General features: G+C 70.7%; 13 protein-coding genes. 4 read left to right on the top strand and 9 right to left on the bottom strand.

Going from position 1 to position 13,946, the window contains the following annotated elements; translation table 11 throughout:
* Positions 1 to 193: 193 nt before the first annotated feature.
* The 4 genes from WBN91_RS31335 to WBN91_RS31350 all read right to left on the bottom strand — a co-directional run bounded on the left by WBN91_RS31335 (position 194) and on the right by WBN91_RS31350 (position 3,588).
* Positions 194 to 1,000 (bottom strand): ESX secretion-associated protein EspG, encoded by an 807-nt coding sequence (locus tag WBN91_RS31335; RefSeq protein ID WP_337727855.1) that lies wholly within the window; start codon positions 998 to 1,000, stop codon positions 194 to 196.
* Between the two features lie 113 nt (positions 1,001 to 1,113).
* Positions 1,114 to 2,448, bottom strand: a complete 1,335-nt coding sequence (locus WBN91_RS31340) for a PPE domain-containing protein (RefSeq protein WP_337727856.1) — start codon at positions 2,446 to 2,448, stop codon at positions 1,114 to 1,116.
* 48 nt (positions 2,449 to 2,496) lie between these two features.
* Complete coding sequence (locus WBN91_RS31345; RefSeq protein ID WP_337727857.1) at positions 2,497 to 2,886, bottom strand: transcriptional regulator; 390 nt, start codon at positions 2,884 to 2,886, stop codon at positions 2,497 to 2,499.
* Positions 2,887 to 3,003: 117 nt separating this feature from the next.
* On the bottom strand, positions 3,004 to 3,588 hold the full coding sequence (locus WBN91_RS31350) for a DUF3558 domain-containing protein (protein WP_337727858.1): 585 nt from the start codon (positions 3,586 to 3,588) through the stop codon (positions 3,004 to 3,006).
* Positions 3,589 to 3,742: 154 nt separating this feature from the next.
* Here WBN91_RS31350 and WBN91_RS31355 point away from each other — a divergent pair, with 154 nt between their 5' ends.
* On the top strand, positions 3,743 to 4,786 hold the full coding sequence (locus WBN91_RS31355; RefSeq protein WP_337727859.1) for a glucose 1-dehydrogenase: 1,044 nt from the start codon (positions 3,743 to 3,745) through the stop codon (positions 4,784 to 4,786).
* A 46-nt stretch (positions 4,787 to 4,832) separates the two neighbouring features.
* On the opposite strand, the gene WBN91_RS31360 is transcribed toward WBN91_RS31355, so the two are convergent.
* From WBN91_RS31360 to WBN91_RS31370, 3 genes are all read right to left on the bottom strand, one after another.
* A complete protein-coding gene (locus WBN91_RS31360; protein WP_337727860.1) occupies positions 4,833 to 5,624 on the bottom strand; it encodes a lysozyme in 792 nt (263 codons plus the stop codon).
* Between the two features lie 112 nt (positions 5,625 to 5,736).
* Complete coding sequence (locus WBN91_RS31365; RefSeq protein ID WP_337727861.1) at positions 5,737 to 6,525, bottom strand: lysozyme; 789 nt, start codon at positions 6,523 to 6,525, stop codon at positions 5,737 to 5,739.
* An 86-nt stretch (positions 6,526 to 6,611) separates the two neighbouring features.
* Positions 6,612 to 7,457, bottom strand: coding sequence for an aldo/keto reductase (locus WBN91_RS31370; RefSeq protein WP_337727862.1), 846 nt, complete (start codon positions 7,455 to 7,457; stop codon positions 6,612 to 6,614).
* A gap of 224 nt (positions 7,458 to 7,681) precedes the next feature.
* On the opposite strand from WBN91_RS31370, the gene WBN91_RS31375 reads away from it, so the two are divergent.
* On the top strand, positions 7,682 to 8,557 hold the full coding sequence (locus tag WBN91_RS31375) for a LysR family transcriptional regulator (protein ID WP_337727863.1): 876 nt from the start codon (positions 7,682 to 7,684) through the stop codon (positions 8,555 to 8,557).
* On the opposite strand, the gene WBN91_RS31380 is transcribed toward WBN91_RS31375, so the two are convergent.
* Positions 8,507 to 9,466 carry a pentapeptide repeat-containing protein gene (locus WBN91_RS31380; RefSeq protein ID WP_337727864.1) on the bottom strand — a complete coding sequence of 320 codons (960 nt, stop codon included), beginning with the start codon at positions 9,464 to 9,466 and terminating at the stop codon, positions 8,507 to 8,509. The genes WBN91_RS31375 and WBN91_RS31380 overlap by 51 nt on opposite strands.
* Entirely contained in the window at positions 9,463 to 10,533 is a 1,071-nt protein-coding gene (locus tag WBN91_RS31385; protein WP_337727865.1) for a pentapeptide repeat-containing protein, read from the bottom strand. Before WBN91_RS31385 ends, WBN91_RS31380 begins: the two co-directional genes overlap by 4 nt.
* A 120-nt stretch (positions 10,534 to 10,653) precedes the next feature.
* Between WBN91_RS31385 and WBN91_RS31390 the strand changes: the two genes are divergently transcribed.
* Positions 10,654 to 11,475, top strand: coding sequence for an SAM-dependent methyltransferase (locus WBN91_RS31390; protein ID WP_337727866.1), 822 nt, complete (start codon positions 10,654 to 10,656; stop codon positions 11,473 to 11,475).
* A gap of 60 nt (positions 11,476 to 11,535) precedes the next feature.
* The gene (locus tag WBN91_RS31395) at positions 11,536 to 13,695 is read left to right on the top strand and encodes a putative bifunctional diguanylate cyclase/phosphodiesterase (protein WP_337727867.1); all 2,160 of its coding nucleotides are present in this window, start codon (positions 11,536 to 11,538) and stop codon (positions 13,693 to 13,695) included.
* Positions 13,696 to 13,946 lie beyond the last annotated feature (251 nt).

A 13,946-nucleotide genomic window follows, 5' to 3' on the forward strand; every position in this document is an offset into this window, starting at 1 on the left:
GTGCGTGCGAGCGGTGGCGCGCGAGCGGCGGTGCGTGCGAGCGGTGGCGCGCGAGCGGCGGTGCGTGCGAGCGGTGGCGCGCGAGCGGCGGTGCGTGCGAGCGGTGGTGCGAGCGGGTGGTGGTGCGAGCGGGTGGTGGCGGGCGCGAGCGGTGGCGCGCGCAAGTGGCGGTGCGAGCTAGTGGGGGCGGGCGTTAGATCTTGGCTGCGCGTACGGCTTCCGCCAGCAGTTCCTCGACCTGGTGCGTCAGCCGGCGGCCGTCGGTCGGTGTGAAGGTGCTCCACGGTTCCGACCCGTTGGACGCCCGGCGCTGCTGCAAGTACCGCCCGTCCTCCGTGTCGAAGAACGCCACCACGCGGTCGGGTCGGCAGCGCTTGCCGTACTTGTCGCGGGCCGCGGCGCCGAAGTTGCCGGTGTGGACCAGGCCGGTGAACATCTTCACCAGGGTCGTCGCGTCCTCCTGGCGCACGCCGTGGTTGCGCAGCGAGTTCTCCAGGCTCTTGGGGGAACCGTCGGAGTTCTTCACCGCCTTCTCCAGGTCTGCGCTGGGCATGGTCACCGAGTGGCCGGTGCCGGACGGGTGTGCGGGCAGCGTTCCGAGCACCGCGCTGGGCAGGCCGCTGCCGGCGGCGCGGCGGAACGTCAGCTGGTTGTCGGTCAGGGTCGCGACCGCGCCGTGGTCGCCGTTGGCCACCCCGAGCACGCGCACGCTGCGCCCGACCCAGATCCGGCCGTCGACCTCGCGCTCCGGCCGCACGAACTGGCGCAGCAGGTAGTCCAACTCGGGGTGCAGCCCGGTCGGGCCGCCCAAACCCCGCGCACCGACGGCCTGCCACACGCGGCGTTCCAGGTCGGCCCGCTCCTGGTGGGTCTTGCCCGGCGACGGCACCTTGATCACCAGCGGCATCGGCCCGACGTCGAGCCGCTCCCACAGGACGTCGAACTCCTCGGCGGAGAGGGTGATCGGCTCCCTCTCGGCCTGCCCCCCGAAAATGGTCACTGCTGCTGCTCCACGTCACCCGAGCACCGGCCCCACCCCGACGATGGAGCCCTGTTGCCAGTCCAGGCCGGGACCCGCGAAGAGGTCCCGGCCTGGACGCCAGACTGGTCGAACTACTGCGGGGTCTCGCCGATCACCGGCGGTGCGACGAGGCGGTCGTCGCCGAACACGTCGTCCGTCTCGACCAGGTAGTCGGCGGCCTTGTGCTCGATGTCGTCCTCGCCGTTCGCGCCGTGGCCGGCCGCGCCACCCGCGCCCATGCCCTGACCCGGACCGCCGGGACGACCACCGGGGCCGCCGGGGCCGCCCGCGCCGGGGCCGAAGCCGCCGACACCGGCCATGCCACCGCGACCGGGCATCCCGTTGGGGTTGCCCATGCCCGGGCCACCGGGCATGCCCGGACCGCCGGGACCGAAGCCGCGACCAGCGCCGTTCGGACCACCAGGACCACCGGGGCCACCAGGACCACCGGGACCGCCCGGCATGCCGGGCATACCCGGACGCGCCGGCATCCCCGGCCGGTTCGGCCCGGAACCGTGCGGCGGCATCGGCGGCTTGGGGCCACCGGGCGGGTTCGTCGGCGGCTTCCAGCCACCACCGGGCGGCACGGGGCCGGTCGGCGGGTTGCCCGGGGGCAGACCACCGATGGGCGGCGTGGGCGTCGGCGTGACCGGAGGCGGGGTGGGTGCCGGGGTCGGGCTGACCCAGGACGGGTTGGTGGTGCCGCTGGGGAACGTCGGCGGCTGGGCCGTCGGCGGCTGGGTGGGCGGCGGCGTCCACGACGGGCGCGTGGTGCCGTTGCCGTCACCCGGGGCCGTCCACGACGGCGTGGTGGTGTAGTTCGCGCTGCTGTTGTTGTAGCCCTGCTGGCCACCGGGCGGCGGGGTGTCCACGACGACCTGCGGCGGGGGGACGAACTCGCCCAGCGTGTTGGAGTTCCACTCGCTGCTGGACTGGTAGTTGTTCATCACCTCGACGGCCTTGGCCTCGGCGTTGTCCTGCCGGGCTTCCTGGGCCTCGTGGTCCTTCTGCTGCTGGATGACGTGCATCATCCCGGCCGGGCCGGTCAGCGCGCCGAGGATCTTGTCCCCGGTCGACGGGGCCTCGGTGGTCACCTTGACCGGCTCGGGCATCTCCTTGCGGGCGTCCGCGATGTAGTCCGCCTGGAGCTGCGCGGAAGCCTTCATCGTGTCCGAGCCCGTCTTGGCGTCCCCGGCCCACTGCGCCAGCGGCGACAGCGCCTTCTGGGTCTCGTCGGCGGTCGAGCCCTCCCACTTCGCGCCCAGCTTGTCCAGGCCGCGGTGGATCGACTCGTCGATGTCGGCCAGGGTGTCGGAGAGCGCCTTCCACTTGTCCTCGATGGGACGGGAGGCGGCGACGCCCGGGCCTTCGTTGATCATGCGGTGCAGATCGGGGTGGGCATACCCGCGCCAGCGGTGGTCACCCATCGTGCTCGCCCCCCTCGGGTGCGTTGTCCATCAGTCTGTGGTTGGTGGTCAGTCGCGCTTGACGCGTCCCCAGGAGGCGACGTTGTCACCCTCCACGCGGCGGTAGTCGTCCTCGATGGCCTGGAGCTGCTTGATCACGCCGTCGAGCTGCTCGCGGTACTTCATGATCGCGGTGAGGGCCGCGGAGTCACCAGCCTCGAAGGTGTCCTGGTTGAACTTCTGCGCGGTCTCCTTGCTCACCGGGTCACCGGCCCAGTTCTTCGCCCACAGCGCGTCGCGCGCGTCGCGCAACTGGATGTCCAGGCGGTCAAGGGCCTCCGTGAACACCTTCTTGGCCTCGGGGATCGCCGTCGGGTCGACGTGCAGCTTCTGCTGCGTCCCGCTGTACGCCGGCGGAGTATCCGTGGTACCCCCGCCACCACCATCCGCGATGAACACGGCACACCCTCCTGTAGTGCTGCACATACCCCAGCGTGTGCATTTGGGATGACTCTAGCTCTGATGCATGACGCGAGTGGATGGTTCCACGTGCAAAGCGAGTAGTTTTACTCGACTTCACCGGGCCGCGAGGGTGGTCGTGGCGGCGCCCGCGATCTGCTGCGCCAGCTCGCACAGCCGGCCCTGGGGGACCTCACCCTTGAGGCTGGTCACCTGCGTCACCACCATCTGACCGTCGGACACGTCTACACCCACCCAGCAGGAAGTCTGGTCCTTGGGGGTGCTGGCGATCACCGCGGGGAAGCCCGCGACCTGGAGCTGCTGGGCCTCCGCGTCGAAGCTGCCGTCGGTGTAGAACTCCACGCCGGCCTTCGTCGCGGTCACCAGCGTGGTGCCCCAGGTGCGGTCCTCGCGGTCGAAGCCGCAGCTGGGCGACTGGTGGACGGTGGACGTGCTCTTCTGCGGCGGGCGGTTGAGGCCCAGCTCGGCCCGCTGCGCGTCGGTCAGCAGGGTGCAGGGGTCGACGTCCTTGATGTTGATCGTCTTCGGGCGCTTGGCCGCTTCCTTGGACGTCGAGGTCGGCTTGCCGGACGACGCGGTGGTCTCGCCGGTCGGCGAGCCCGGGGTCGGGGAGCCGGTGGTCGACTCGGAGCAGCCCGCGAGGAGCAACACGGCGGCGAGGAGCGGCACGGCACGGCGCATGGCCACAAGTTATCCGATCGGCGGGCACGCAGCGTCGCCATTGGGAACTCCGGCGTCACCCGGCCGGCTCGCCGCCGGTCGGCGCCACCAGCAAGGAGCGGAGGGCGGTGCGCTGAGTCGTCGGGTCGCGGTGGGCGACGTAGCCTCTCGTCCCGTGGGTGACACGGTGCGGGCCGCGATGGTGGTGCCAGGCAAGCCCGACCTGGCGACGGTGGTGGACCGGGAGGTCGTCGAGCCGTCCGACGAGGTCGTCGTCCAGGGCCTGCTGGTGGGCATGTGCGGCACCGACGTGGAGATCATCCGCGACGGCTTCGGGTGGCTCCCGCCCGGTCGGGACAGCTTCGTGCCGTTCCACGAGTCCGTGGGGCGGGTCCTCTCCGCACCGGACGGGTCGGGCTTCGCCGCCGGGGACCTGGTCGCGGGTGTCGTCCGGCGGCCGGACCCCGAGCCGTGCCCGGCCTGCGCCGTGGACGCCTGGGACTTCTGCCGCAACGGCCGGTACCAGGAGCGCGGCATCAAGGAGCTGGACGGGTACGGGATGCAGCGGTGGACCGTGCCGGCCAAGTACGCCGTCCGCCTGGACCCGACCCTCGGCGAACTCGGTGTGCTCACCGAGCCCGCGTCGATCGTGGCCAAGGCGTGGACCCAGGCCGAGCAGCGGTCCGCGCGGGCGCACGTCGAGCCGAGGTCGGTCCTGATCACCGGGGCCGGCCCGATCGGTTTGCTGGCGGCCCTCCTGGGCGTCCAGCGCGGCCTCGACGTGCACGTGCTCGACCGTGTCGACAAAGGACCGAAACCGGATCTGGTGCGGGCGCTGGGCGCCCACTACCACCGGGACGTCGACGAGGTCGGCGAGATCGACATCGCCATCGAGTGCACCGGCGTGGCCCAGCTCGTCTGGGAGACCACCCGCCGCTCCTCGACCACGGTCCTCGCGGGTCTGACCGGCGACCACGGCCCGGTCCCGTTGGACCCGTCGGTGTTCGACGGCATCGTCCTGCACAACAAGGCGGTCATCGGCACGGTCAACGCCGGCCTGCCCGACTACCGCACCGGGGCGGAGGCCCTCGCGGCGGCCGACCGGACCTGGCTGGGTGGCCTCGTGACCCGCCGCGTCCCCCTCGACCGCTTCACCGAAGCCCTCGACAAGCACGAGGACGACGTGAAGGTCGTCATCGACCTGAACCCGGAACCCTGAGCGGGTCGGGGAGTGCGGAGTCTCCCCGACCCGCTCGACGGAGGGCTCAGCCGTTGGCCAAGGCCTGCAAACGATCGTAGGCGCCGTTGAAGACGTTCTGGTCGATCGGCGAGGACGAGTACTGCCAGAACGTGTAGTAGCTCCACCGGTAGGGCAGGGTGCCGACCGTGGACGCGTAGCGCGCCACCCACAGCGGGTTGGTGGCGGTGAAGTCGCCGGGCGCGCACTGGTTCCACCAGCTCGTGGACGTGTAGATGACCGGCCAGCGGCCCGTCCGGTAGTGGTACCGGTCGGAGAAGGACCGCACCCAGGCGATCATCGACGCCTGGCTGAGGCCGTAGCAGGTCGAGCCGTAGGGGTTGTACTCCATGTCCAGCGCGCCGGGCAGGGTCTTGCCGTCGCGGGACCAGCCGCCGCCGTTGTTGACGAAGAAGTCGGCCTGGGTGGCGCCGGAGGACCGGTCGGGCAGGGCGAAGTGGTAGGCGCCGCGGATCATGCCGACGTTGTAGGAACCGTTGTACTGCTGGGCGAAGTACGGGTTGCGGTAGGTGGTGCTCTCGGTGGCCTTGACGTAGGCGAACCGCTTGCCCTGGCCCCACCAGTACGCCCAGTCGACGTTGCCCTGGTGGCTGCTGACGTCGATGCCGTAGACCACCGCCTGGGCGCTCGGGTCGGTGTCGATGACGATCCGCCGGTCGCCCCCGCCCTCGTGCTTGGCGATCTGCGAGCCCATCGCGTGGTCGTCGACCGCGGGGGCGGCCTGTGCGGGGGTGAGAACCGTGGTGAGCAGGGTGAATGCGGTCGCGGCGACGAGTGCGCCGCGGAGGAGTGCTCTCATGGCGAACACCTTTCGAGCCAGTGCAGGGGATGACTCGTTGGGCAGTGTGCCGCTGTTCTAACCGGATATCCATACTTCGTGTTAATTGGTCACGAAAACGGAGTAGCCCGGGTCACCCCTGCGCGAAGCGCCGCAACTGCTCCTCGCCGCCGTTGAACAGGTTCTGGTCGCCCGGGAACTTCCCGGCCGCCTGCCACTGCCAGATGGTCTCGTAGCTCCACCCGTGCGGCAGCGGGCCGAGGGTGTCGTTGTACTGCGCCACCCACAACGGGTTGGTGTGGCCGAAGGACTCCGTCGTGCCGACGCAGCGGTTCCACCAGCTCGTGGACGTGTAGATCGCCGGGTGGCGCCCGGTGCGCTCGCGGACCCGGTCGCTGAAACCCTTGACCCACGCGCCCATCGCGGCCTGGTCCAGGCCGAAGCACGTGTCCCCGTACGGGTTGTACTCCATGTCCAGGGCGCCGGGCAGGGTCCTCCCGTCTGCCGACCAGCCGCCGCCGTTGTCCACGAAGAAGTCGGCCTGCTCGCGGCCGGACGACCGGTCCGGCAGCGCGAAGTGGTAGGCCCCCCGGATCATCCCCACGGCGTACGAGCCGTTGTACTGCTGGGCGAACTTCGGGTTGCGGTACCCGGTGCCCTCGGTCGCCTTGACGTAGGCGAACCGCGCACCGTCCGCCCACGCCCGCGGCCAGTCCACGTCACCCTGGTGGCTGCTCACGTCCATGCCGTGCACCTTGCCGTCGCTCGGCGGGTCGCCCGAACGCCCCCAGCCCTCGTGCTTGGCGATCTGGGAACCGGCGTGGTGGTCGGCGGAGCCCCCGGGCAGCGCTTGCGCGGCGGGCGCGATCGCCAGGGTGATGGCGACCGCGCCCAGGTGTGCCAGGCAGGTGCGGAACCTCATCGGTGAGCCCCCCGTTCGCCGTAGACCGTTGGTGCGCCTGGCCTAGATCGTCGGGCTTCCGCAGCGGTTCCGCATCCGGGCGGGTGTCACCCGTCCAGGCGCTTCAGCTCCTCGTCGGTGAGCACCAGGTGCACCGCGGCGGCCGAGTCGCGGATGCTCGCCGGCCGCGACGACCCCGGGATGGGGATCACGACCGGCGACTTGGCGAGCATCCACGCCAGGCACACCTGCTGCGGGCTCACGCCGTGCGCGCCGGCCACGTCGGCGAACACCGCGAAGCGCTCGCCGAGCTTCGCGGCGGCGCTCATGCCGCCCAGCGGGCTCCACGGCAGGAACGCGATCCCCAGCTCGTGGCACAGCTCCAGCTCCGGCTCGCTGGACCGGAACGCGGGCGAGAACTGGTTCTGCACGGCCGCGAGCCGCCCACCCAGCACCTCGTTGGCCTCGCGGATCTCGGCGGGGTTGAAGTTGGACACCCCGGCGAACCGGATCTTGCCCTCGTCCAGCAGGTCGGCCAGCGCGCCCACGGACTCGGCGATCGGCACGTCCCGGTCGGGCCGGTGGTACTGGTAGAGGTCGATCACGTCGACCCCGAGCCGGCGCAACGACTGCTCGCACGCGGCCTTGATGTACTCGGGCCGGCCATTCAGGCCCCACCCGCCACCGGTCGTACGGGTGTGCCCGCCCTTGGTGGCGACCATGACGCCGTCCACGCCCTTGAGCGCCTCGGCGAGCAGTTCCTCGTTGTGCCCGAAGTCGTGCTCGTCGAGGGAGTAGGCGTCGGCCGTGTCGATCAGCGTGACCCCGGCGTCGAGGGCCGCCCGGACGGTCTCGACGGCCTGGTCCCGCGACGGCCTGCCCCCGATGGACAGGGGCATCGCGCCCAGGCCGATGGCGCTGACCTCTGCGTCGGCGATCCGGCGCTGCTGCATGGTGTGCCTTTCCCTTCGTCTGCTCCGAATTGACCCGCCTCCGGCGGGTCGGCGAGGTCGCCGGGAAGTCGGTCCGTCGAGGTGGTTTGCGCCGATCGAAGAACGTGATCGGCGCAAACCACCTCGACAAACCGACGCGACCTCGCGACCACCAGCCTGCGCTGTTCGCATTAAGCTGTCCAACAGAAGGACCTGATGCCATTCAGCAGTTCGGGTGATGAATCGTGGAGTTGCGCCAGCTCGAATACTTCGTCGCGGTCGCGGAGGAGTGCCACTTCACGCGCGCCGCGCGGCGGATGCGGGTCGCCCAGTCGGGGCTGTCGGCGTCCATCCGGGCCCTGGAGGTGGAGCTGGGCGCGCCGCTGTTCCTGCGTTCGACCCGGCAGGTCGAGCTGACCCAGGCCGGGCGGGCGCTGCTGGAGGAGGCGCGGCGCGTGCTCAGCACGGTCGACGCGGCGCGCAACGCCGTGGCCGGCGTCCAGGGCCTGCTGCGCGGCAAGCTGGCGGTCGGCAGCGTCCAGTGCCTGCACGCCGTGCACCTGCCGGAGGTGCTGGCGCGGTTCCACGACCGGCACCCCGGCGTGGAGATCCGGTTGCGCCAGGGCGGTTCCGGCGAGCTGGCCGAGGAGGTGCGGGCGGGTCGGCTGGACCTCGCGTTCGTCACCTCGGCGCGGGCGACCGACCTGCCGCGGTCCGTCGTGGACAACGAGCCGATGGTGCTCGTCTGCGGGCCGGAGAGCCGGTTCGCGCAAGCGGGTTCGGTGTTCCTGGCGGACCTGTCCGGCGAGTCCTTCGTGGACTTCAACCCCGACTGGGGCACCCGCGACGACGTCGACCAGGCGCTGGCCCAGGCCGGGGTGGAGCGGCGGGTCGCGGTGGAGGTCAACGACGTCCACTCGCTGCTGGACTTCGTCGGCTTCGGGCTGGGCGTGGCGCTGGTGCCCGAGTCGTTCCGGCACAAGCCGACCCGCGCCCGGTTCGTGCCCATCGCGGACGCGCCGACGACCGGCACGTCCGTGGTGACCGGGGCGAGCGTGAGCGCGGCGGCGTCAGTCCTGCTCGACATGGTGCTCGAAGGTCGCACCCTCGCGACCGGTTAGCTCCCAGCCCGCCGGGTCCTCCTTCACGCGGGTGCCCTCCGCCAGCCCCAGCGACCCGATCAACCGCGGCGGCGTCGGCGGCAGGTGCAGGAACGCACCCACCTTCGCGTCCCGCACGTCCAGCTCGTGGGAGAACCGCACGTCCTGCAACGACACACCGCCGGTGAACTGCGCTTTCCGGAAGTCCACCCGGCCGAGGAACTCGCCACCGGAGAACAGCGCGGGCTTGCCGAAGCGGGCCTCGCGGAAGTTGGTGATGCCGTGGAACCTCGTCCGCCGCGCCGTCAGCCGGCCCAGCCGGCGGCCCTCCAGGCGCAGGTACTCGACGTTCGCGCCGGTCAGGTCCAGGTGGTAGAGCACCTCGTCCGGGTCCTGGCCCCACGGCAGCAGGTCGGTGATCAGCCGCTGCGCGGTGAGCCGGACCGTCCGCTCCCGGTCCTCCTCCGGCGTCGGCGGGTCCTTCTCGGGGTTGCGGTGGAAGGCCTGGTCCGGGTCCTCCGGCAGCTCGGTGAGGGCCGGGTGCGTGAAGGGTTGGCGCAGGTAGGCGCACAGGACGTCCAGCACGGTCTGCTTGTAGCGGGGCGTAGAGCGGGCCAGCGCGGCCAGGGCGTGCATCGCGCCCACCCGCACCTGGTCGGCGTCGTTGCCGAGCATCTCCACGGACTTGGCGAACCGCTCGTCCCCGGCCTTGTCGCTCTCCAGCTCGTGCCGCGCCTCCTCGGTGCGGCGACGCCGGTCGTTGAGCCACAGCGCGTACAGGGCGACGATCGCGCCGCCCGCCAGCCCACCGGTCTTGATCGCCTCGGACTTGGACAGCTTCGGCTCGACCCACAGCAGCACGGCCGTCGTCACGACCGTCACCAGCACCGCCGCGATGACGCTCGCGACCAGCAGCGCACGACCCCTCACCTGGACACCAGCCCCGTCCACCCGTCGGGCAGCACGGCGTCCACCCCGGCCGCCACCTCCACGCCGTCCCGCTCCACCGCGTCGGCGAACTCCACACCCTCGAACGACACCGGCCCGCCGAACCGCGCCCCGGCGAACTTCGCCCGCCCGAAGAACCGGGTGCGCGAGAAGTCGACCCGCTCCCGGCACTCGATCCGGCTGAACCAGCCGACGTCGCAGAAAACCATGTCGTGCGCGTGCAACCGGCCCTCGCTGACCGAGTCGGTGAACCACGCCCCGCCGTGCACGACCAGGTGGTGGAACGAGTTCGACCGCGCCATCCGGGCGGCCCGCACGACCAGCTCGCCGACCTGGCGGTGCGAGAGGTCGAAGTACTCCAGGTAGGCGCGGGTCAGGTCGAGGTCGTACAGCTCGGCGCCGCCCTGGTCGTCGGGCGGCAGCAGGTCGGCGACCAGCCGCTGGGCCGTCAGCCGCACCTCCAGCTCGCGCTCGCTCTCCGGCGTGTACTGCTCGGCGGCGCCCTCGGCGGTCACCGGCCGGAACGGGCGGCGCAGGTAGGCGCACAGCACGTCCAGCACGGTCTGGGTGTACTCGGGCCGGGACCGCGCCAGGCCGGCCAGGGCGTGCATCGCGCCCACCCGCACCTGCTCGGTATCGTGCCCCAGCAGTTCAACCGATCGGGCGAACCTCTCGTCCGCTACCCGCGACCGGTCGTGTTCGGCCCGCGCTATCTCCAGGTCCTGGCGCGCGGTCTCCAGGTCGTGGCGCTTCTCCTCCACGCGGCGGCGCCGGTCGTTGAGCCACAGCGCGTACAGGGCCACCACCGCGCCACCCGCGAGGCCACCGGTCTTGATCGCCTCGTTCTTCGGCCCACCCGGGTCCACCGCGAACAACCAGCCCGCCACCAGCAGGAACGCCCCCAGCGACCCCACCAGCGTGGGCACGAGCAGGCTTTGCCGGCGGCGCTGCTGCACCACGAACAGCACCGCGGCGACCATGACACCGGCCGCGCCGGGGATCCACACGTACTCCACAAGCGCGGCATTCTTCCCGGTGACCGCCGACACGGTGATGAGAACACAACTACCCGCGAGGAGACGGTGTGCTAACTCACCGGATTGGCCCATGATGTGCAGGGTCACCGCAACGGCGGGCAACCGGCCGGACCAAGGCGTAAGGAGAACCTCGTGGACAGCGTGGAGCGTCCCAACTGGGCGCCGGTCGACATCGACCTCGGGCGACCGAGCATCGCGCGGGTCTACGACTACTGGTTGGGTGGCGCGCACAACTTCGCCATCGACCGGGCCGTGGGCGACAAGGTGCTGGCCGACGTGCCGATCCTGAAGAACGTCATCCTCAACCACCGCGCCTTCCTACGGCGGGCCGTCCGCTACCTGCTGTCCCAGGGCATCCGGCAGTTCCTCGACCTGGGCTCCGGCATCCCGACCGTGGGCAACGTGCACGAGATCGCGCAGGCCGTCGACCCGGCCGCCAAGGTCGTCTACGTCGACATCGACCCGGTCGCCGTCGCGCACAGCCGGGCCATCCTGACCGGCAACGAGTCGGTCAACGTGTTGCAGACCGACGTGCGGGACGCGCGGGGTGTGCTGAAGTCCCCCGAGGTGCAGGACCTGCTGGACTTCGACCGGCCGATCGCCGTGCTGATGATCGCGTTGCTGCACTTCGTGCGCGACGACGACGACCCGCACGGCATCGTCGGCGCGTACCGGGACGCGCTGCCGCCGGGCAGCTTCCTCGCCGTGTCGCACGCGGGCTACGAGGAGGGCGAGTGGGACCCGGCGTGGAACGACGCCCGCGGCACCTACAACCGGGGCGTCAGCGAGATGACCTACCGCAAGAAGTCCGAGGTGCAGGCCCTGTTCGACGGCTTCGACCTGGTGGAGCCGGGCGTGGCGAGGCTGCCGCTGTGGCAACCGGAGTCGCCCGACGACGTCGACGAGAACGCCGCGCACTTCCTGGGGTTCGGCGCGGTGGGGCGGAAGTCCTGATGTTCGACTCCGACCCGCGACCGACCGTATCCTTTGCGTTGTGGCGGTAGGCCGGCGGACATGACGGAACAGGTTGACCATCGGGTGGCGACACCGGGCCGATCGAACCTCGACCCCGCCGTACTGGCCGGGGCGGAGTCCTTCGCGCGGACCTGGGCCACCGCGGTGATCGGCAGCAGTTACGTCCCGATGACCCGGAACGAGGTCGCCGAGCACCTCCAGGCCCTCACCGAGGTGCTGGTCCACGCCCTGTACGCGAGCCCGTTCCGCACCGCGCCCGGCTACGAGATCGGCGCACGCCTGGTGGAGGCGCACTTCACCGGCACCGACACCCTGGGCCGCACGGTCCAGCTGCTGGGCGACGACCTGCTGTCCGAACTGGGCATCGCACCCGACGAGCTGATGCGGTCCCGCCTGGCGGCGTTGCAGGGCGCGCTGTCCGCCGGCTACGCCCGCGCGCTGCGCGAACGCACGCTCGCCGAGCAGGAGGCCATCCGCGCGGCCGTGCTGGACGCCCGCGACCAGGCCGAGGCGGCGCTGCGGGCGTCCGAGGCGCGGTTCCGGGCCATGTTCACCGAGGCGGCGATCGGCATCGGCATCGCCGACATCGAGGGCCGCATCCTGGACGTCAACCAGGCGTTGCAGGACATGCTCGGGTTCAGCGTCGAGGAGATGCGGCAGTACAACATCCGCGACCTGATGCACCCGGAGGACGGCTCCAGCGTCTGGCGCCTCTACGACCAGCTCACCGCCGGCGAGTGCGACCACTACCGGGCGGAGAAGCGCTTCCGCCGAGCCGACGGCGAACAGGTGTGGACGCACCTGACGCTGTCCCTGGTCCGCGACGACCACGGCGACCCGCAGTACCAGGTCGCGATGATCGAGGACGTCACCGACCGCCACCTCCTCCAGAACCGACTCAGGTACCAGGCCCTGCACGACCCGCTGACCGGCCTGCCCAACCGAGCGCTGTTCCTGGAACGGCTCGGCAGGGTGTTCAACAACCGCGCCAAGCACCGTGCCGGCCTGTGCTACCTGGACCTCGACGGTTTCAAGGTCATCAACGACAGCCTGGGCCACGACATCGGCGACCAACTGCTGGTCGAGGTCGGCAGGCGACTGGACCACTCGGTCTCCGGCGAGGGCAAGCTGGTCGCACGCATGGGCGGCGACGAGTTCGTCATCCTCGTGGAGGGCTCGCGCGACACCCAGGACATCGTCAACGTCGCCGACCGGGTGTTACGAGAACTGGAGTCCCCGATCCGCATCGGCGGGCACGAGCTGACCGTGTCGGCGTCCATCGGCATCGTGGAACGGGCCCTGTCCGGCACGACAGCGGCCGACCTGATGCGCGACGCCGACATCACCCTGTACTGGGCAAAGGCGGACGGCAAATCCCGCTGGGCGCTCTACGACCCGGAACGCAACGCCCGCGAGGTCGCCAGGTTCACGCTGTCCGCCACCATGCCCGCGGCCTTGGAACGCGACGAGTTCTACGTCGACTACCAGCCCTTGGTGCGCTTGGAGGACAGCACGGTCGTCGGCGTCGAGGCCTTGGTCCGCTGGCAACACCCGGAATTCGGCAGGCTCGCCCCGGACCGGTTCATCGAGCTGGCCGAGGAAACGGGCTTGATCGTCCCCCTGGGCCGCTGGGTGCTCCGCGCGGCATGCCGCCAGGCCAGGCGCTGGCTGGACGAATTCGGCGACTCCGCACCTTTCGTGTCGGTGAACCTGGCCGTCCGCCAGTCCCGCGACCCGGAATTGGTCCGGGACGTGAAACGCATCCTCGACGAATGCTCCCTACCCCCGCACCACCTCCAGCTGGAGCTGACCGAAAGCGCCATCATGGGCACGGCCGACGAGCCGCTGGAGGCTTTGAGGGCGCTATCGGACATGGGCGTGCGCATCGCCATCGACGACTTCGGCACCGGATATTCGAACCTGGCTTACCTGAAGCACCTGCCAGTGCACGAACTGAAGATCGCCGGGTCGTTCATGGAGGGATTGCGGGCGGAGGACGAGGAAGACCCGGTCGACGTCCAGATCGTGTCCACTCTGGTGCAACTGGCACACGCGTTGCAGCTGGGAGTGACAGCGGAGGGCGTGGAAACGCCAGCGCAGGCCAAACGCTTGCACCGAATCGGCTGCGACACGGGCCAGGGCTGGTTCTTCGCCAAACCCATGACCCCAGGCGAAATCGACGAACTCCTCCGCCGCTGACGCCGGCCGCTCTTGCGCACTCGCTTTTACGCCCGCAGGGCGCTCTTTTGTTCTGCACGGCGCGCGCGAAGCGTGCGCACACCCCAGCCTGCCCCCGCCTTTTCTTTTGCTTTGTGTCCATCCTTGGCGGCCTGCCCGCCGGCGAGGCTCTTTTCAAGCTTTTCAAGATCTTTAAACGCGACGCTTCGCTCTCAAGCCGAACGCGCTGCGCGCTCTCAAGATCAAAAGCTAGCAGGGAGACCACCGATGGG

This window comes from Saccharothrix sp. CCNWYY140 (genome assembly GCF_037401995.1).
Lineage (GTDB): Bacteria > Actinomycetota > Actinomycetes > Mycobacteriales > Pseudonocardiaceae > Actinosynnema.